Source organism: Chryseobacterium lactis, from assembly GCF_003815875.1.
GTDB lineage: Bacteria > Bacteroidota > Bacteroidia > Flavobacteriales > Weeksellaceae > Chryseobacterium > Chryseobacterium lactis.
Window position 1 is genome coordinate 1,745,336 of sequence record NZ_CP033924.1, and the last position, 20,953, is coordinate 1,766,288.

Here is a 20,953-nt window from a genome sequence, read left to right on the forward strand (position 1 = left end):
GATCGATAAATAATATTCAAATTGCTGTAAGCCCGATGGCAATGGCCTGATCCTATCTTTTTGTTACGTTTCTTCCGAAAACTCTTCCATCTTTCAATGTAAAGCGCAGGATGTAAACACCCCAGTCATATCCGGTCATATTGATTTTTACCTGACGGCCCAGATCCGGAGCATTCTGTTGCTGGAATTTCCAGTGAACAGTGCTGTGTTGGTAAAGGGAAACGGATTCTATTAATCCATCTACTTCCTCTTTCCAGTCAATCGTGAGAAAATCGTTGACCGGAATGGGATACAGTCTGACCTGTTTCCAGAATTCCTTTTCATCCATAACAGGTGTCTGCTGAGTAATGGCTGCCGTTTTCGCCTGTTCGCCAAGGTTTACCTCTTTTGGTGTTAGTTCTTCAGCTTTCTTACCGGCCGAATTAGTGCCTCTGTATTTTTGATTTCCGGCTTCATCATATTTGAAATAGACTTCAGTTTGCGAATAGCCCAGAAAACCTATTAACAGAGAAACGACAGAAACTATTTTTCTTTTCATCGGTGTTTATTTTTTAGTTGAAAGTAGTTTTTGCACCTGTTCTTTAAGGGTCTGGATCTCTGCGGACTGAAGTTTTAACTGCTTATTCTGCTCAATGGAATACAAGGTTAATTCTTCAATCTTTTCAAGAAGTTTAGCATCCATTTCCCCTAAATTGATTCCTTCTTTTTCTGATGGAATATTGGGAAGATGTCCTTTTTCTGCAATATGCTGTTCTACTTCCACTAAAGAGCGAAGTTTATAATCCTTTTTAAATACATAGTCTGCCCAACCATTTTTTGCAGGGTTTTCAACTTTTACCTGTTCAGCCTTGATCCCTTTGCTGACATAAAAAATAAAGTTGGGATCACTGTCATACTGATCTGTTCCTACGGTTACTTTCCCCGTGTTAAAAAGCACCATCAGGTTTTTGTGAACCGCATCTGAGAATCGGACTCTGGTTATTTTTGATGAGTTAGGAGTACTGGTATCTGAATTAGGATCTATAGCATTATCATTATCCATATGAATATTCAGATTGTTACCATCTAATAACCTTATCACGGCATCATTGGGTTTCGCCCATTGTGAAAAACAGCCATCGCAGGGTGAAAGTGCGAATTGTAACTCTCCTGTTCCTGGAACCCCACTTCCAATATTAATATGCTGCCAGCCGAGCTTGAGCATCTGTTGATTGTTCTGTTTGAAAATAACAGGAGTATTATCCGTTGTACCCATAAAGTGAATTGAGGAGTTTGTTCCAGAATTTCCAGCTATATTCCAGCTTTGGGCGAAAATTGAAGTAACGGAAAGGCTAAAGATAAATAGCAGTGTTCGTTTCATATGTTTGTGTTTTTATATTATTTGAATGTTGTAAATGTAATTAATTTTCTTTCTCGTTTGTTGTTTTAATTAATTGATAATGAGTGTTTTAATGTTTATTTTTGATTTGTAGAATATTATAAAGCAATAAGAAAGGAAAAAGATTGTTTTTTGAAACAAATTGAATTTTTGTGATAAAAAAGTAAGTTTCGAAAAAGTATTTTAATGCGAATACTAAAAAAATATCATTCTTATGGAAGACAAGTATTCAAAGCGTATTCGTAAAAAATGGTATTTCTTTTGATAATCAGTAATGTACCAATGGGGAAATAGTTTTAAATAAAACGATGTAATAGAAAAGACAAAATTGATGTTATATTCCCATTAACTTTTAATAGAATTGAGTCATTTTAGAAAAAAAACTTTACCTTTGTAGCAATGAACCTGTTAAGATGGATACTGGCAATTTATTTCATGGCGTTATCACTGATGCCATGTGAAGATGTTTCCCGTCCGTCAGATTCAGGGAACAAAAAAATATCTTTAACGATTCACGGATCTCATTCTACAGAGAAAGGAGATATTTGTTCTCCATTATGTGCCTGCAGCTGCTGCCAGATTGCAGTGTCAGAATTTAAAATGAATCCTCTGTTAGAAATTCCTGAACAAATCCAGGCTTATTTTTCCAAAAAAATTCTGTTTCAGAGAAACCATTTTGCCTATCAGGTATACGATCCGATATGGCAACCTCCCAAAATTTAATTTTTATTGATTTTTAGAAAGTTGTGCTTTCTAAACGGTGAATGAAACTTTGCAATACCATTGCAGAGGTTTTCAGGATATTTTTGCTGCAGTATTGTATGCTGTCTGCATTTATTTTCAATAAAAATTATATAAATCGTGTTAGATAAAATAATAAAATTCAGTATTAAAAATAAGGTGGCCATCGGTCTTATGACTTTAGTATGGATCATCTGGGGAGTATGGAGCGCCACCAAACTTCCTATAGATGCTGTGCCGGATATTACCAATAACCAGGTACAGATCATTACCGTTTGTCCTACTTTGGCAGGACAGGAAGTGGAGCAGCTGGTCACATTTCCTATTGAGCAGAGTATTGCCAATGTTCCTGGTATTCAGGAAACGAGAAGTATTTCAAGGTTTGGACTTTCTGTAATTACCGTAGTGTTTAAAGAAGAGGTCAACGTCTATTTTGCCAGACAACTGATCAGTGAACAGTTAAAAGGGGCAATAGAAGAAATTCCCAAGGGAGTAGGAACTCCGGAGCTTGCTCCTGTAAGTACAGGTCTTGGAGAAGTGTATCAGTACATACTTCACCCTAAAAAAGGAAGCGAAAAGAAATATAATGCTAAAGAACTTCGAACCATGCAGGACTGGATCGTCAGAAGACAGCTCAACGGAACTCCGGGAGTTGCTGAGATCAATAGTTTCGGAGGCGAACTGAAGCAATACGAAGTTGCAATTGATCCCAACCGTTTAAAAGCGATGGGCATCAGTATCAGCGATCTGTTTACCGCTCTTGAAAAAAACAATCAGAATACAGGAGGTGCTTATATCGATAAAAAGCCTAATGCTTACTTTATCCGTGGAATAGGACTTGTAAGTTCCCTCGAAGATATTAAAAATATAGCCGTAAAAAATGAAACAGGCAGTGTTCCGATCTTTGTAAAAGATGTGGCAGATGTTCGCCTCGGAAGTGCTGTTCGATACGGAGCTTTGACCTATAACGGAAAAGTAGATGCAGTAGGAGGAGTTGTAATGATGTTGAAAGGGGCTAATAGTAACGAGGTTGTAGAAAATGTTAAAGCAAAGATTCCTACCATTCAGAAATCTCTTCCGAATGATGTTATAATAGAACCTTTCCTGGACAGAACAGATTTAGTTACCAGAGCCATCAGCACTGTTGAGAAAAACCTGATGGAAGGAGCATTGATCGTTATTTTCGTTCTTGTTGTCTTTCTGGGGAATTTAAGAGCAGGACTTATTGTGGCTTCAGCCATTCCGCTTTCCTTATTATTTGCATTAGGAATGATGAATGTTTTCGGGGTAAGTGCCAATCTGATGAGTTTAGGAGCAATTGACTTCGGGCTTATCGTGGATGGAGCCGTCATTATCGTTGAAGCGACCCTGCATTTACTGCATAATAAAAAATATGGAAGCAACAGGCTTACCCAGATTCAAATGGATCAGGAAGTAGGTACGGCCGCTTCTAAAATGATGAATAGTGCCATATTCGGACAAATTATCATTCTGATTGTGTACGTTCCTATCCTTACACTGGCGGGAGTAGAAGGTAAAATGTTTACCCCGATGGCCAAAACAGTAGGATTTGCCATTATTGGAGCGACCATATTATCCATTACTTATATTCCGATGATGAGTGCTTTGTTTTTATCTAAAAAAATCTCGCACAAAGAGACACTTTCAGATAAAATGATGAACTTCCTTCAGAAGATTTATCAGCCATTGCTGCAAAAAGCAATTAAAGTAAAATATATTATCGTTTCAGCAACGATTGCCATTTTTGTCCTTGCAGCCTTTATCTTTAAAAATATGGGGGGTGAATTTATTCCACAGTTACAGGAAGGAGACTTTGCATTCCACTGTATCCTGCCGCAGGGAAGCTCACTAAGCCAGAGTATCGAAACTTCGATGCAGGCTTCCAGAATTATCAAGCAGTTTGATGAGGTGAAAATGGTTGTAGGAAAAACCGGTTCTGCTGAGGTTCCTACAGACCCGATGCCGCCTGAAGCAACAGATATGATTGTGGTTTTAAAACCTCAGAGCGAATGGAAATCGAAAAGGTCTTATAATGAACTCGCTGATGAGATCAGTGAAAAATTAGAAGCTATCCCCGGGGTGTTTTTTGAAAAAAATCAACCTATCCAGATGCGTTTCAACGAATTGATGACAGGGATCAGACAGGATGTAGCGGTTAAGATTTTTGGAGAAAACCTGGATTCACTGGCGGTGTATGCCGATAAAGTGGGAAGAGTAATCCAGACAGTAGATGGAGCCACTGCTCCTCAGATTGAAAGAGTGAGTGGTTTACCTCAAATCAATGTACAATATGACAGAACAAGAATTGCCAATTACGGATTGAATATTGAAGATGTCAACAATGCCGTAAGTACAGCCTTTGCGGGTAAAGCTGCCGGTCAGGTATTTGAGAATGAGAGACGTTTTGACCTGGTTGTACGTCTTGATAGTCTTCACAGATCAGATATTGCAGATGTTAATAATTTAATGATTACCACTGCCACAGGAGCACAGATTCCTTTATCACAGGTTGCGAATGTCAGCTACAAACTTGGGCCCGCACAGATCAGCCGCGAGCAGGGAAAACGTAGAATTGTGATCGGATTTAATGTCAAAGGACGTGATGTAGAAAGTGTGGTGAAAGATATCCAGGCAAAACTGGACAAGGACATTAAACTTCCGTCGGGATATTACTTTACCTATGGCGGTCAGTTTGAGAATCTGCAGGAAGCGAGTAAGCGTTTAATGATTGCCGTACCGGTTTCATTGCTTCTCATTTTTATGTTGCTGTTTTTCACTTTCCGATCCTTCAAACAGGCAGGATTGATATTTACAGCCATTCCAATGAGTGCCATCGGCGGTATCTTTGCGTTACTTCTCCGAGATATGCCATTCAGTATCAGTGCAGGAATTGGGTTTATTGCTCTCTTCGGAGTCGCTGTATTGAACGGGATTGTATTGATAGGAACTTTCAACCAGCTTGAAAAAGAAGGCGAAACAGATCTTCTAAAGAGAGTATTTGAAGGAACAAAAAGCAGATTGAGACCGGTTCTGATGACCGCGACAGTAGCTTCATTAGGGTTTTTACCAATGGCTATTTCAACAGGGGCAGGAGCAGAAGTTCAAAAACCTTTGGCAACGGTAGTAATCGGAGGGCTGGTATCAGCTACCTTCCTGACTTTATTCGTTTTGCCGATGTTATATATCATTTTTAACACAAAGATTTTGAAAAGAAAAAATAATAATACCGGGACGTTTACTATTATGTTGGTATTAGGATTCATGATGTTGGGGCAGACTTTCAAAGCGCAGTCAAAACCAATGTCTGTGGAACAGGCGGTACAGATTGCGGTGGATAATAATTTAGTTTTAAAATCAAAAGATTTAAGCATCAAATCAGCGGAAGCGTTGAAACCAACATCGAAGGAACTTCCAAAGTTAAGTTTTGAAGCTCAGCTTGGCCAATACAACAGCCGGAATTTTGATCAGTCTTTTGCCATCTCTCAGAGTATTCCCTTTCCAACGCTCTTTAAAGCAAAAAAGGAATTAATCAATGAAAATATCAAAAGCAGACAGATTGATAAGGAAGTAACGGCCAATGAATTGATAAGACAGGTTCGGACGTATTATTATCAGATTGAATATCTTCAGTACAACAAAGCACAACTGACAAGCCTTGATAAGGTATATGAAGATTTTATCAGAATTGCTACGGTAAGATTTAATGCAGGGGATATTAAAAAGATTGAAATCAATACGGCAGAAACACAAAAAGGAGAAATTGATCTGTTGCTCAGACAAAATGAGGTGTTTTTAAATAACGCTTATAAAAATTTAAAAACAATTTTAAATACTTCGGATGATTTTGAGGTTCCTTTCAATCAAAGTTATGAACCTTTAAAAGTGGAAAATGTGCTGGACAGTGCCGTAGTTGCCAATAACCCTTCAGTAAGAGCCTTTTATCAGGTAATGGAAATTGCAGAGAAGAATAAAAAGGTTGAAAAATCCCTGGGGTTACCTGATTTTAGCCTGGGATATACAAACCAATCGTTGATAGGCTTCCAGAACGTAAATGGGATGGAAAGATATTATGGTGCCGGGAACCGCTTCAGTGCGGCCACGGTAGGTGTTGCCATTCCGTTAACGTTTGGAGCTACCAAAGCAAGAATCCAGGCACTGGAATATGACAAACAGGTTGCTGAAACCAACGCAAAAATGCAGCAGAAACAGCTTACAACACAGCTGGAAAATGCATTCAGCCAATATCAGCAGGACATCCAGCAGTATGATTATTATACAGGTCAGGCGATTCCTAATGCTGAAAAAATTGTAAAAGCAGCTCAATTAGGCTATAAAACAGGAGAAATATCGTATGTAGAGTACCTTTTTGCCCTGCAAACTGCTACCAATATTCAGCTCAAATATCTGGAATCGATCCAGCAAGTCAATCAATCTGTAGTAACTATTAATTCAATCATTAATAAATAATATGAAATCGCTATTAACACCATTTTCAATGAAGGTGACTGTAATAAAAGATCTTATAAAAAATAAATATTTGCATATGAAACTCAAATATAATATCATATCCCTTATACTTATTTCTCTGTTTGTAACAAGTTGTGGAAAAAAAGAAGCTCCGACAGAAAAAGCTCCTGAAAAAACGGAACAAAAGGAAAAACCAAAAGAAGAAGCTCCGCAAACCATAGCTGCCTTGACAGAGGAACAGATGAAATCAGTGGACGTTGCTCTGGGAACCGTAGAAATGAAAGAGCTGACATCTACCATTAAGGCCAACGGATTACTAAGTGTTCCCAACAGTAATAAAGCAACCATAACTTCTCTGTATGGAGGAATTATCAAGACATTAAATATCCAGGTCGGAAGCTTTGTCAAAAAAGGGCAGGTGATTGCCACCATTGCCAACCCTGACTATATTCGGCTTCAGGAAGATTACCTGACGACAAACAGCAGAATTACCTATGCTGAGCAGGAGTACAGAAGACAAAGAGAACTTTTTAATAATGATGCTGGTGCCAAGAAGAATTTACAAAGTGCCGATGCCGAGCTCAATACGTTAAGAACTAAAAGAGCTTCCCTTTTAAAACAACTTCAAATGATGGGAATAAGCCCTGGAAGTGTCAACAATGGGAATATGAAGTCCGGCTTGGTCATCACAGCACCGATCAGTGGTACCATCAGCGGAATTACTGCACAGATTGGAAGCTATGTGGATATCTCTTCCCCGGTGGCAACGGTCATTGATAATGGCTCGATTCACCTGGATTTGCAGGTTTTTGAAAAAGATCTTCCCAAAATGAGAGTAGGGCAGATTGTCCATTTTAAACTGACCAATAATCCTGAAACAGAATATGATGCAAGGATTTACAGTATAGGATCTTCCTTTGAGAATGATAGCAAAACGATTTCCATGCACTGCGAAGTGATCGGTAATAAGGCCGGCTTAATTGACGGGATGAATATCACAGGTATTGTAAGCCTTGATAAAAGTACAACTCCTGCTGTTCCTACCTCAGCCATTGTAGAAGCAGACAGTAAATATTATGTTTTTGTACAAACCGATAAAAAGCCGGAAGAAGACCACGAGGAAAAAGGAAAACCACATCCTAAAACTTTAAATTTTGAAAAAATTGAAGTGGTAAAAGGAACTTCAGATATGGGATATACGGCCATTACTCCAATCGGTCAGATTCCTCCTGATGCTAAAATTGTAGTGAAGGGAGCCTTTTTTGTCAATGCTAAATTGGTGAATTCAGGAGAACATGAATAAGGAGTAATGAAAGTAGATTGGAATCAGCCGGATGTCGAATTTTATGCTTAAATTAGAACTGTTTACGAAATAGTTGATTGAGTGTGAAAACAAGCTGGTAAGGAGTAAAGATCATCTTCTCAGTATTTTAATAAAGATTCTATTATGCTATTAAACAAAAGAATATCAATCTTGTATTTCCTGCGGGGAATACAGTCTCAGGTTCTGTTTATCGGGATATTTGCGGTGGCTATCGGACTTTTGGATATGCTTCCGTGGTTTCGGAAGATTTCCCTTCCGTTAAATATTCCGGCGCTTTTAGGAACCGCGGTATCGCTTCTCCTTGCTTTCCGAACCTCTCAGTCATACGAAAGATGGTGGGAGGCCAGAACAGTTTGGGGAGCCATTGTCAATGATTCCAGGTCTTTTGTAAGGTTGATCATACAGTTTTTACCGACAGGAGAAGATAAGATTATCAAAGACTTTGCAGAACGGCAAATCATCTGGACCTATGCGCTGGGAGAATCTTTAAGAAAACAGCCTTTTTCAGAAAAAGTTCAACAGTACCTTAAAGAGCATAATATCAGTGCTGTTAATATTCCTAATGCATTGCTGGATGCTCATTCCAGGCAACTGAAAGAGATTGCTGTTTCCAAAGGCCTGACAGATTTTCAACAAATGCAGCTGAATGACATGATCACCAGACTTTGCGACAGTATGGGAAAATGCGAAAGATTAAAAAATACTGTTTTCCCAAGGTCATATAGTGTTTTAGTGCATATTTTAATCTACGTATTTGCGGCCATCCTACCTTTTGGGCTGGATGATTCCCAACTTTTAGTAGAAATTGGTGTTACTTTCCTGATTCCAATTGTCTTTATTATGATTGAAAAAACTTCAATCATAATGCAGGATCCATTTGAAAACAGACCAGTGGATACCCCTATGACTTCCCTGGCACAAACCATCGAAATCAATATAAGACAAATGATTGGCGAACAAAATATTCCTTCAAAAAAAGAAAATACATTGTATTATGAAATGTAATTAAAACCATATTTAATTTATTATGGAAGAGATAAAAACACAAATACAAACAACTTCTGCAGCCAGTAAACATAAAAAGAACCTACTGATTGTACTTGCCTTAAGCGGTACTTATCTCATTGCTGAGGTAATAGGTGGAATTGTTACCAATAGTCTGGCTTTATTGGCAGATGCGGCACATATGCTCACTGATGTTGTAGGATTATTATTAGCCTATATTGCGATAAGGATCGGGGAGAGAAAAGCAGATATCTCCAAGACCTTCGGATATTACAGAACTGAAATATTAGCAGCAGTGATTAATGCTGTTGTATTACTGGGAATATCGATATATGTTTTAATTGAAGCGTACCGACGTTTCCAGGATCCGCCGGAAGTGCAAAGTAAATCGATGCTGATTGTGGCTGGGATCGGATTAATAGTCAACATTGTTGGTCTAATGATTTTAAGAAAAGATTCGGAAGCCAGTCTGAATATGAAAGGAGCGTATTTCGAAGTGCTTTCGGACATGCTGACTTCCGTAGGCGTGATGATTGCCGGAGTAATTATGCTTACTACCGGATGGTATTACGCAGATCCGCTGATTTCCGCAGCTATTGGATTATTGATTTTCCCAAGAACCTGGAAATTATTGAAAGAAGCCATCAATGTTTTACTGGAAGGTACCCCGAAAGATGTAGATATTGTAGAACTCCGCAAATCATTAGAACAAACACCAGGAGTAAAAAATGTTCATGACCTTCACCTGTGGTCTCTTACTTCAAGTATGAATGCAATGAGTGCCCATATTGTTAAAGATGGTGTATCTACACAAAATCAGTTGTTGAAAACATTAACGGATCAAACCACTGAGAATTTCAAAATCAGTCATACAACTTTTCAGATAGAAGAAGAAGGATATGAAGAAAATGAAGTCCATCTGTAAAATTAAATTATTGAAAAATGAAAAAAGATATAGAGAGCAAACTCATTGATAAAAATACCAAACCTACCAGTATGAGAATATTGGTGTATGATTTTCTGAGTTCTCAGGAAGCAGCATTGTCTCTTTCAGAAATCGAAAATTATTTCGAAAATGCGGATCGGATTACCATTTACAGAACCTTAAAAACGTTCGAAGAAAAAGGAATTGTCCACAGCATTCAGGAAAATACAACCACAAAATACAAATTATGTGAGGATGACTGTGATGAAGATACCCACAAAGACTGGCACCTGCATTTCTACTGCAAAATCTGTAAACAGACGACCTGTAAAGAAGATATTTCTTTTCCGGAGAATATACAGACCAATTTCAGAATCGATGAAATAAGACTTTTTGCCAAAGGAATTTGCGAAAACTGTCTTGAAAGTTTGCAATAGCATTGCATCAGTCTCACCCTTACATTTGTATAAAAATATCAGTTATGGAAAAATGCTGTAGTACAACCCCGGAAAAAGAAGAAATGAAAGGACACAAACACAATCATTCAGAAGGAGATGGACACGATCACGACCACGACGGGCATGATCATTCCCATGATTCGGGAGATCAGACGGTTTTTCAGATGTTTCTTCCTGCCATTATATCCTTTGTGCTTTTATTATTAGGAATCGCTTTTGATAACTATATAAAACCCACATGGTTTACCGGTTGGGTACGTTTAGTCTGGTTTTTACTGGCGTATCTTCCTGTAGGATTCCCTGTATTGAAAGATGCTTATAAAAGTATCATTAAAGGCGATGTGTTCTCAGAATTCTTTTTAATGAGTATTGCGACAATTGGAGCCTTTGCTATCGGAGAATATCCTGAAGGAGTAGCGGTAATGCTTTTTTATGCAGTAGGAGAAGTTTTCCAGACCATGGCGGTTACCAGAGCAAAAGGAAATATCAAAGCTTTGCTGGATCAACGTCCTGATGAGGTAACGATTATTGAAAACAATCAACCCAAAACCATTAAGGCTAAAGAAACGAAAGTAGGAGATATTATCCAGTTAAAACCAGGAGAGAAGCTTGCGTTAGACGGAGAATTACTTTCAGATTCAGCTTCGTTTAATACAGCAGCTTTAACGGGTGAAAGTAAGCCGGATACCAAAAATAAAGGTGAAACTGTATTGGCAGGAATGATCAATATGAACAGTATTGCACTTGTAAAAGTGAACACAGCCTATGAAGACAGTAAACTAAGTAAAATACTGGAGCTCGTTCAGAATGCCACTGCTCAAAAAGCGCCTACAGAATTATTCATCAGAAAATTCGCAAAAGTATATACTCCAATCGTTGTCGTACTTGCGATAGGAATCTGTTTATTACCATATTTCTTCGTAAGTGATTATCAGTTCAGAGACTGGCTTTACAGAGCACTGATCTTCCTTGTAATTTCTTGTCCTTGTGCATTGGTTATTTCAATTCCGTTGGGATACTTCGGGGGAATTGGAGCTGCAAGCCGAAATGGTATTTTGTTTAAAGGAAGTAACTTCCTGGATGCCATTGCAGAAATCCAGAATGTAGTGATGGATAAGACAGGAACAATGACAGAAGGTGTTTTCAAAGTTCAGGAAGTAAGCATTAACCCTGAATTCAATAAAGATGAAATCCTTCAGATGGTCAATGTACTGGAAAGTAAAAGTACACACCCGGTTGCCACTGCCATTCATAACTATGTAGGAGATATCAATCATTCTATTCCGTTGGAAAACGTAGAAGAAATTGCGGGACATGGATTGAAAGCAACAATTAATGGAAAAGAGCTTCTGGTGGGGAACTTTAAACTAATGGATAAGTTCAATATCAGTTATGATCTTAACCACGCCAATATCGTCTATACTCTTATTGCAGTTGCTTTTGATAAAAAATTTGCAGGATATATTACCATTGCAGACAGTATAAAAGAAGATGCAAAGGCAACGGTTGATAACCTGCATAAAATGAATGTAAAAGCCACCATGCTGAGTGGAGACAAAGGAACAGTGGTGAAATATGTGGCAGATCAGTTAGGTATCGATAATGCTTTCGGAGACTTATTGCCGGAAGATAAAGTGAATAAAGTAAAAGAAATCAAAGCCAGAAATCAAACCGTAGCTTTTGTCGGCGATGGGGTGAATGATGCTCCGGTAGTAGCTTTGAGTGATGTGGGAATTGCCATGGGAGGTCTGGGAAGTGATGCAACAATTGAAACGGCAGACGTAGTTATTCAGGATGATAAACCAAGCAAAATTCCAATGGCGATCAATATTGGTAAAAAAACGAAAAAGATCGTTTGGCAGAACATTATTTTAGCCTTTGCCGTGAAAGCGGTGGTGTTAGTTCTTGGAGCCGGAGGTCTTGCTACCATGTGGGAAGCTGTTTTTGCCGATGTAGGAGTGGCGTTACTGGCTATTTTGAATGCGGTAAGAATTCAAAGGATGAAGTTTTAAATAAGACAAAAAGTCTGAGGTCATCATAATGGCAAAGATGTTGTGAAAAATATTATACTATTCAACTAAATTATATTTAATAAAGGCTCTGCTGGATTCAGCAGGGCTTTTTTATGGAAAACAAAAAGCTCTGTTGATGCTGTTCAACAGAGCTTTTATTAACAAGATTAAACGATATAAAAGAAACTAATTTTTGTCTTTAATGAAATAAAAAAGCCAATGCTTTCTTATCTGTTTTGAATTGATTCTTTTATGAGGTCATGGTAAATTATGATGATCAAAGTTCGGGATAATATTATAGTGGCAACAGGTACAGTTTTATTATTTTTATGGGTAACAGTCTGTTTTTTGACCCCCGTAGACATCTGATTATAACATCAATGGAAGCCGTTGAAAATTAATTTTACTAAACCTTTCAATGACATTCATCATAAATGAAGCTTAAAACAATTTTGATGTAGTATATTTGTAAGACAGAATATATCGTTGAGGTTATTAATTTCCATATTTATCATTTTTGCTGTCGCAATACGTCCTGTTTTGCCACTGGTAAATTACGCGGTAAACTACGATTATATTGTGAAAAATCTTTGTGAGAACAGAGCCGTTCCACAATCAACCTGTAAAGGAAAGTGCTATGTTGAAAAAGAACTGGCCAAAACTGAAAAACAATCCTCAACATCTCAGACGGTAAAAATTGCTGGACTAGACGTGTTCCTTTCCCACGAGATATTCTCTTTTTTGAGTAAGAAAGGATCAGAGCCTTTACTGGAAAAACCTGGCTTACACTTCATCAATTTTCATACGACAGAATACTTTTCCCAGGTATTCCATCCTCCGTTGGTTTAAACTATATTTTTAGTTGGTGAAGGGTGAAGATATTTTACCCATTGCCAATAGAGCTTGAAAAGAACCGGATATTGTAGAAATAGTAGACATGAACTTCTATGATGTATTATTTTAGATTGATCTTTCCGGATAAGTTTTAACCCGTTACTTTGTTAAAGTTAAAGGCGATATTGGATGCCATAACTTTATTTTAACATTATTAATTTCAATTGTATCATCAAAATGAAATCTCTAATTATTTTGACTGCTTTGCTGTCAATATCATTGTTTTCCTGTGCGAAAGAAACTCCTCAGGTAAAGCATAAAGCCCATATGAGTTCTTCCAAAGAAAATATGAAGAATGTACAAGTTGTGAACGAAGAGGATCCGATCTGTCATATGAAAACTGCAGGATTCCTTAAAGATACTGCCGTATATAAAAATAAAACTTACGGCTTCTGCAGTTCATATTGTAAAGATGAATTCAAAAAAAATCCTGAACAATATGCCCAAAAATAAGCAGAACAATAATAAGAGCAAAGTAATCGTCCCGATTGCGATCTTTGCTTTACTTTTCCTGGGAATTGGCATAGGAATGGGATATTTTAAGAAGAACCTTTATACGGTCATGAAAGTCCCTGATTTTGAACTCACGGATCAGAACAATAAAAAGATCACCAATAAAGATATGTTGGGAAAAGTTTATCTCGTAGAATTTTTCTTTAGTAAATGTCCTACGATATGCCCTGTCATGAATACCAATATGAAGGCGATACAAAATCAGGTTAATGATTCCGATTTCGGAATTATTTCCATAAGTATCGACCCTGAGAATGATACTCCGGCAGCTTTAAAGGAGCATGCTCAACGAATTGGTGCAAAATCTCCCAACTGGCATTTTCTGACGGGAGACCGAGCATATATTGGAAAACTAGCAGATCAGTTCAATATCTATGTAGGAGATAAAGAAGATGAAGGCGAAAGCCTGAACCATAGCGGAATGATTGCTTTGGTAGATCAGGAAGGAAATATCCGTTGCAGATACAACAAGGATAATATGCCAATTCTTTATTATTCGGGATTGAACTACGAAGATCCGGAGGGGAAAACGCCGAGATTAAACGGAAAATATCATCCTGATCGGGAAATCCTGATTGAAGATATTAAGAAACTTTTAAAATAGGCTGGAAGAGTGAAGCCTGCAAGCTTCCTGTTGCCTTACTCATAGAAAAATATTTGTTTAACCATACAACAAAACGTTATGAAGATTTTGAAAATAGCTGCTGTAAGTGCAGTTTTTGCGGCTCAGTTTACACTGGCTCAGTTTAAGCAGACACCTCTGCCATACGCTTATAATGCTCTGGAAGGGAATATTGATGCCCAGACTATGGAAATTCATTATTCAAAACATGCGGCAGCGTATGTAGCCAACCTGAATAAAGCGATTACAGGAACTCCACAGGAAAAAGAAACATTGTTTCAGATCCTTTCCAATGTTTCAAAACTGCCTGCTGCAGTAAGAAATAATGCAGGTGGACATTACAACCACGAACTGTTCTGGACTGTTCTAACCCCTCAGAAAAATACACAACCTTCTGCAAAATTAACAAAAGCCATTACTGAAACTTTCGGAAGTATGGATGCTTTTAAAGAAAAAATGGCTAAAGCAGGAGCAGATCGTTTCGGTTCAGGATGGGCCTGGCTTTCTGTAGGAAAAGACGGGAAATTGTTTATTTCTTCCACTCCTAATCAGGACAACCCTTTGATGGACGTGGTGGAAGAGAAAGGAACTCCTATTTTCGGAATTGATGTCTGGGAACATGCGTATTATTTGAAATATCAGAACAAAAGAGCAGATTATCTTACCGCTATCTGGAATGTTACGAACTGGAAAGAAATCAGCAGAAGATATGACGAAGCTTTAAGCAAGAAGTAATCTGATGAAATTATTTTACAGCATACTTTTTACTTTATATATGGTACTAAGACCTTTAGTGCCAGTGGTAGAGTATGCTGTAAATTATGACTATATCAAAAACGTTTTATGTGTTAATAAAAGCAAGCCGGAACTTCATTGCAATGGAAAATGTTACCTGAGCAAAGAGCTGGCAAAAGCTAACGATACCGAATCTTTACCATTCAATAAGGTAAAAAACTCAGGTCAGAAGATTCTCGATATTTATATTCTGCCTGAAATTACAAAAGTTGCTGTCACAGGAAAAATTCCTTTTTTCAATTTCAGCTTTACTTACAAAACAGATTATTCTTTTCTGTTTCTGAAACACATTTTCAGACCACCGGTTTTTTAAGTTCAACTATTCACTTATAAAAAAATTAACCACAAAAGTTACAGGAGTTTATTTAGGAGATCTTAAGTAAGCTTAATCCCATGTGGAGAATGCTCACCAATTTGAAAATCTTTGATTTTACAAAAAGCTTGAGTGTACTTCTAATTAACCTTACAATAACTTAATTGTTATAAAATTTTCTGTGGTAAAAGATGAATGTTTCGGCATTCAACATATTTCTATTGTATTCACTCAACTAAAAAATCAATAATGAAAATGTATAAACTTTTTGTAATGAGTGTATTGTTGATGGTGGTTTCATGTACTATTGACAAAACAAATTACGAAGATGAGCTCAATACAGCGGTTCCGGAATATTATGAGTTTAAAGAAGCGGCTGTTGTTACTAAAGATGAGTTTAAAATAAGTATTGAAGCACTAAACGGAACATTTTATCAGGGATATAATGAAATCCGTCTGAAAATTATCAATGCTCAAACCAATGAAAACATCAGCGTATCGAACGTCACTTTTTTACCTGTCATAACCCATCCTGATGGAAACCGGACTTCATGTCCAAACAGGTATAACCTGGAATATAAATCTGCGGGGCACTATTATTCCGGATATTCTGTATTTACAGATATAAGTAACGCATCCGCAAACTGGAAAATAGAGGTAAACTTCACTGTAAACCAAAAAACATATTCGGTCAATAAAGATATTTCTGTTCGGGAGCAGATCAATAGAAACCTGAATATGACCTCATTTACAGGAAATGATGGGGAGAAATACATTATTGCACTTATTTCACCGCAAAAACCAAAGGTGGCAGAAAATCAGCTAGTTGCTGGGATTTATAAGTATAATCTACCTAATGGGACAGGGGATTCTTTACCATTTTCATATGCTGAGGTGGTCGGTTATACTTTACAGTTGGATCCGAGAATGCCTGAACCTTCCATGGGAAATCACTCTTCCCCCAATAATAAGGATTTGATACAGGGAAATAACGGATTGTACTATGGAGTGGTGAACTATACGATGACAGGAAACTGGACCTTAAACTTCATTTTGCTAAATAAAAACGGGAAAATTATCAAAGGAACCAAGGTCTCTACTGATTTTACCCCAGGTGTACAGGGCGCAAAAAGTGAACTTTTTATTGATACTTTATTCTAACCCATGAAGAAAATTGGATTTATCCTGATTTTTTTGGGACTGACAATACATGCTCAAAACAGGCAGGTATCAAAAGACAGCACAGCAGTTTTGGAAGAGGTAAAGGTAAAAGGGGACAAAAAGAAAATAGAAACAAAAATGAAAATGGCTGTTTCTGTAGACGAGTTTCTGGCATCTTCCGATAAGATAAGTTTTATTAAACGAGGTGCCTATGCCTGGGAACCGTTACTCAATAATATGGGTACAGAGCGTTCTACGGTGACGATTGACGGAATGCACATTTTTGGTGCATGTACTGATAAAATGGATCCTGTGACTTCATATCTGGAAACCAATAACCTTTCCGCTATTGACATAAAATCAGGTCAGGAAGGTAGTTTAAACGGTGCTACCGTTGCAGGAAGTATTGATCTGAAAAGAAAAAATACTCCTTTTAGCCTCCAAAAAAAATGGAATGGCTCGTACCAGACGGGTTTTGAGTTTAATAATAAACAGGTTTTCAATCTTGGAGCTATATCGTATTCAAGCAATAAGCTGGTCGTAGATGGTAGCATTTCCCTCCGGAAGGCAGAAAATTATTACGATGGAAATAATAATGAGGTCAACCATTCGCAATACAATAAATTCAATACCGGAATTGGGATAGCGTATAAAACCACTGCTTTATCATCCGTACGAGTAGACGCCATTTTTGATATGGCAAAAAATGTAGGATTCCCGGCATTACCTATGGATTTATCACTTTCACGGGCTATGATTACCTCTGCATCGTTTAAGCAATTATTTAACGAAAGCCTGGTGAAATCGTGGGATACAAAAATCTATTTCAATGCTATAGAGCATTATATGGATGATACCAAACGTCCCGAAAATCTCGTGCATATGGATATGCCCGGTTGGAGCACGACTTATGGACTGGTTTCTACAGTAAGCCTGAAAAAAGAGCGCTATGCTTCGGAAATTCAACTCAATGCCTATGATAATGTATCGATTGCCGAAATGCGAATGTATCCGCAAGACAGGAAAAACAGAACCATGTTCGCGTATAGCTGGCCTTGGGTGACGACTCGTTTTGTCGGACTTTCAATGAATAATATATGGGATATATCAGAGCATGGTAGTTTGAGTTTTGGAGGATCTTTAGGACTGAATTATAATGAGTCCAGATATGCAGAGTTCAACTGGATTTTTCATCCGGGAGCACCTCAGCAAAAAACAAGAGTACTGCCTGCTTTGCATGCCGGTTACCAATGGAATAAGGATCATTTTAATTTTTCTGTAGGAACAGGTTACGGGCACAGAGCTCCTTCTGTTTCTGAAGGATATGGATATTATATTTATAACAGTTTTGACCGCTATGATTATATCGGAAATCCGGATTTGAAAAATGAAATTTCCTATGAAACCAATGCCAGTGCAGGTTTTAAAAATGATAAAATAAGCATTGAAGCCAAAGTGAACTATTTCTATATTCAGAATTATATTATTGGAAGGATTTTAAGCTTGGGAAGCCCGATGAATTATCAGTCAGTGGGAGTGAAAGCCTATACTTCCCTGGACCATGCCACTATTTTTAATATGTCTCTGAATGCCGGTTACAATATTATCCAGGATCTGCACTGGAAAGGAACATTAACTTATGCACGTGGCCGTGATGACAACGGAAAAAATTTACCTTTCATCCGCCCGTTGAGCTACCAGACTTCTTTACATTTTATGCACCGTAATTTTGGATTTCAAACTTCTGTTAACGGTGACTTTATCCAGCTCAATTACAGCCCGGAATATGGAGAAGATCAAACACCGGCTTATACGATCTGGAACTTCTCTATGGATTATACTTTTAAGATTAAACAATTCAAAACAGTAGTTCAGATTGGAGCGGAAAACCTTTTAAACAAATATTACAGCACCTATGCAGACTGGGGAAATATTCCAAGAATGGGTCGAAACATTTTTACCTCTTTAAAATTCAGCTTTTAAAAATGGTGAAATAGATTCCCTCTACTTTATTAAAAAACAACAATTTAAACAATTTAAAACAATGCAACATTTAAAAAAATATCTATTATTATCAGCTTTTACACTAGGATTAACTTCTTGTCAGAATAGTGATGATAATCCTGTCGCTAATAATGTAACTCTTGAATTTAATAATACGTTTAAAAATCAGACGATTGTACTGGGCGAGGCAGCTTCAGGAACAGCTACTGTAAATACTTCCGCAGAAGGGCAACTTCATCATTTTTCAGAATTGAAATATGTAATCAGTAATATCCGTCTTGTAAAAGCAGATGGAAACGAAATCCCTTATAAAGTAAATGACCTGGATCAGGGAGCAACTGTGGTGGATCAGTCGAAACCTGAAACTCTTCGTTACATTTTAGGGAATATACCTTCCGGAGAATATAAAAAGATAAAATTCGGTTTGGGTATAAAAAAAGAACTTAATATTTTAGATCAGCTAAGATTTCCTAAATTTTATGCAACTGCCGGAGCCAATGATACTCAAATGATGTGGGAATGGGGAGCAGGATATCGTTTCACGAAACTGGAAGGGTTTTATGGTACGGACAATAAACAAATGTCAATCCATACCGGTAGCACTATAAAAGGCTCTGAGGGTAACTACACGCAAGGTGTAGATGCTTACAGAGATATTACATTGGACCTCCCAAAGAATGCTATTGTTGATAATAAAGCTCCTAAAATTTCCATTAAAGCAGATTTTGATAAGCTTTTAACCGGTAAAATCAATACCATCGTTCTTACTTCAGGAACAGGGATGGACGGTAATGCAACCCCCAACATTCATACAGCGAATCAGATGGTGAAGTTTGTAGATAACATTGGAGGCAATGGTTCAGGGGATATTTCCGGGATGTTTTCGGTGAGCAGTGTTGAAAACTAGAAATCAGAACATCATTCTTTTTACTTTTAAAATGAAAAAAATCTTCAGTATTTTATCCGTCCTCATCCTGTTAATATCTTGTAATAATGATTATTATGAGCCTCTTTCCAATGAGAATCCTGAGATTTCGCTCAATATTCCGTTCGGATTTCCTGAACTTAATAAGTCGGTGAGTTCCAATAAGCCTACAAAATATGGTATTGAGCTGGGTGAAAAACTATTTCAGGAAAAGAGGTTGAGCGCAGACAATACTATTTCGTGTTCCAGTTGTCATATTCAGTCCAATGCTTTTGCGGATCATAATGCACAGGCGATAGGTATTCAGAGCAGAGTAGGATTACGAAATGCACCGGCGGTTCAGAATATGATGTTTATGAAGTTTTATAATTGGGATGGTAATATTCTTCAATTGGAGAAGCAGCCATTGGTACCTATCATTACCCATGAAGAAATGGGTTCTTCCATTCTGGAGGTGATCGGGAAAATCAAAGATGACCTCATTTATAAAGATTTATTCAGAAAGACCTTCGGAGATGAGAACGTTACGCCTGAAAGAATTTATAAAAGTATTGCTCAGTATGAGTATACATTGGTTTCTGCCAACAGTAAATATGATAAGATAAAGCGAGGTGAAGATGAAAAATTTGCGGAAAGTGAAACACAAGGTTATGTAACTTTTCAACAGAAGTGTGTAAGCTGTCATAGTACAGAGTTATTTACCGATCAGAGTTTCAGAAACATTGGATTTCCTGTTAATCCGAATACCAATGAAGCCGGACGTGGAAGAGTTACCGGAATTCCGGAAGACTATATGAGTTTTAGGGTTCCCTCATTACGGAATGTGGAATATACAGCTCCTTACGGAAGTTTTGGACAGTTTCCAACATTGAGAGCTGTTCTTGATTATTTTGATAAAGGGGTTCTGAATGCCGATAACCTGGATCCCGTTTTTAAACAGAATGGGAATAGAATACCGCTTACAGAACAGGAAAAAATCAACCTTATTTCGTTTATGAAAACATTGAGCGATCGTGAATTTGTGAAAAAATAATCTATGTAGAAACTCACTTCATGACCGTTTGTAAATCGACTCAATACAATCAGGATTCGAGGTTTTAATTAATGAAAGATTCCGTTATATTTTTAACGGAATCTTTTTGTTTATCCATTTGATAATCATTTTATTCTGCGTCGCATTGTATCTTGCCGGAATTTTCTATCTTTGCCGGAATTTGGTGAGCCATAATAAGCTCTTAAAAGGGAATCCGGTGAAGATCCGGAACAGACCCGCTGCTGTAAGCTCCGCACCAAAGTTTTTGAAAAATAAATCCACTGTTTTGTAATGGGAAGGATTTCAAAAATGGAGTAAGTCAGAAGACCTGCCAGAAAATTAATCGTTTGACGCTTTCGTGG

General features: G+C 37.5%; 18 protein-coding genes and 1 riboswitch. Of the genes, 16 read left to right on the forward strand and 2 right to left on the reverse strand.

The window, feature by feature from the left end; genetic code table 11:
• Positions 1-52 precede the first annotated feature (52 nt).
• On the reverse strand, positions 53-538 hold the full coding sequence (locus EG342_RS07480; RefSeq protein WP_103289118.1) for a hypothetical protein: 486 nt from the start codon (positions 536-538) through the stop codon (positions 53-55).
• Between the two features lie 6 nt (positions 539-544).
• Positions 545-1,360 (reverse strand): cell wall anchor protein, encoded by an 816-nt coding sequence (locus EG342_RS07485; RefSeq protein ID WP_103289119.1) that lies wholly within the window; start codon positions 1,358-1,360, stop codon positions 545-547.
• 417 nt (positions 1,361-1,777) lie between these two features.
• Between EG342_RS07485 and EG342_RS07490 the strand changes: the two genes are divergently transcribed.
• The 16 genes from EG342_RS07490 (at position 1,778) to EG342_RS07565 (ending at position 20,591) form a co-directional block, all read left to right on the forward strand.
• Positions 1,778-2,101, forward strand: coding sequence for a DUF6660 family protein (locus tag EG342_RS07490; RefSeq protein ID WP_103289120.1), 324 nt, complete (start codon positions 1,778-1,780; stop codon positions 2,099-2,101).
• 138 nt (positions 2,102-2,239) lie between these two features.
• A complete protein-coding gene (locus tag EG342_RS07495; protein ID WP_103289121.1) occupies positions 2,240-6,607 on the forward strand; it encodes a CusA/CzcA family heavy metal efflux RND transporter in 4,368 nt (1,455 codons plus the stop codon).
• A gap of 76 nt (positions 6,608-6,683) precedes the next feature.
• Positions 6,684-7,910, forward strand: a complete 1,227-nt coding sequence (locus EG342_RS07500; protein WP_103289344.1) for an efflux RND transporter periplasmic adaptor subunit — start codon at positions 6,684-6,686, stop codon at positions 7,908-7,910.
• Positions 7,911-8,054: 144 nt separating this feature from the next.
• Complete coding sequence (locus tag EG342_RS07505) at positions 8,055-8,936, forward strand: bestrophin family protein (RefSeq protein WP_103289122.1); 882 nt, start codon at positions 8,055-8,057, stop codon at positions 8,934-8,936.
• Positions 8,937-8,958: 22 nt separating this feature from the next.
• Positions 8,959-9,861, forward strand: coding sequence for a cation diffusion facilitator family transporter (locus tag EG342_RS07510; protein ID WP_103289123.1), 903 nt, complete (start codon positions 8,959-8,961; stop codon positions 9,859-9,861).
• Between the two features lie 17 nt (positions 9,862-9,878).
• On the forward strand, positions 9,879-10,298 hold the full coding sequence (locus tag EG342_RS07515) for a Fur family transcriptional regulator (protein WP_103289124.1): 420 nt from the start codon (positions 9,879-9,881) through the stop codon (positions 10,296-10,298).
• A 44-nt stretch (positions 10,299-10,342) separates the two neighbouring features.
• Positions 10,343-12,331, forward strand: coding sequence for a heavy metal translocating P-type ATPase (locus EG342_RS07520; protein ID WP_103289125.1), 1,989 nt, complete (start codon positions 10,343-10,345; stop codon positions 12,329-12,331).
• Positions 12,332-12,871: 540 nt separating this feature from the next.
• The gene (locus EG342_RS07525; protein WP_246008753.1) at positions 12,872-13,180 is read left to right on the forward strand and encodes a hypothetical protein; all 309 of its coding nucleotides are present in this window, start codon (positions 12,872-12,874) and stop codon (positions 13,178-13,180) included.
• A gap of 222 nt (positions 13,181-13,402) precedes the next feature.
• A complete protein-coding gene (locus EG342_RS07530) occupies positions 13,403-13,678 on the forward strand; it encodes a YHS domain-containing protein (RefSeq protein ID WP_103289127.1) in 276 nt (91 codons plus the stop codon).
• Positions 13,665-14,342 (forward strand): SCO family protein, encoded by a 678-nt coding sequence (locus EG342_RS07535; RefSeq protein WP_103289347.1) that lies wholly within the window; start codon positions 13,665-13,667, stop codon positions 14,340-14,342. The genes EG342_RS07530 and EG342_RS07535 overlap by 14 nt, the downstream gene beginning before the upstream one ends.
• A 78-nt stretch (positions 14,343-14,420) precedes the next feature.
• Complete coding sequence (locus EG342_RS07540; protein ID WP_103289128.1) at positions 14,421-15,095, forward strand: superoxide dismutase; 675 nt, start codon at positions 14,421-14,423, stop codon at positions 15,093-15,095.
• A 4-nt stretch (positions 15,096-15,099) separates the two neighbouring features.
• Positions 15,100-15,468 (forward strand): hypothetical protein, encoded by a 369-nt coding sequence (locus EG342_RS07545; RefSeq protein ID WP_246008754.1) that lies wholly within the window; start codon positions 15,100-15,102, stop codon positions 15,466-15,468.
• Between the two features lie 249 nt (positions 15,469-15,717).
• Positions 15,718-16,629: a hypothetical protein gene (locus EG342_RS07550; protein WP_103289130.1), complete on the forward strand. Its 912-nt coding sequence runs from the start codon at positions 15,718-15,720 to the stop codon at positions 16,627-16,629.
• A 3-nt stretch (positions 16,630-16,632) separates the two neighbouring features.
• Positions 16,633-18,612 (forward strand): TonB-dependent receptor plug domain-containing protein, encoded by a 1,980-nt coding sequence (locus tag EG342_RS07555; RefSeq protein ID WP_103289131.1) that lies wholly within the window; start codon positions 16,633-16,635, stop codon positions 18,610-18,612.
• 61 nt (positions 18,613-18,673) lie between these two features.
• On the forward strand, positions 18,674-19,540 hold the full coding sequence (locus EG342_RS07560; RefSeq protein WP_103289132.1) for an MbnP family protein: 867 nt from the start codon (positions 18,674-18,676) through the stop codon (positions 19,538-19,540).
• Between the two features lie 31 nt (positions 19,541-19,571).
• Positions 19,572-20,591 (forward strand): cytochrome-c peroxidase, encoded by a 1,020-nt coding sequence (locus EG342_RS07565; protein WP_103289350.1) that lies wholly within the window; start codon positions 19,572-19,574, stop codon positions 20,589-20,591.
• 165 nt (positions 20,592-20,756) lie between these two features.
• Positions 20,757-20,941: riboswitch (cobalamin riboswitch) on the forward strand.
• The last annotated feature ends 12 nt before the right edge of the window (positions 20,942-20,953 follow it).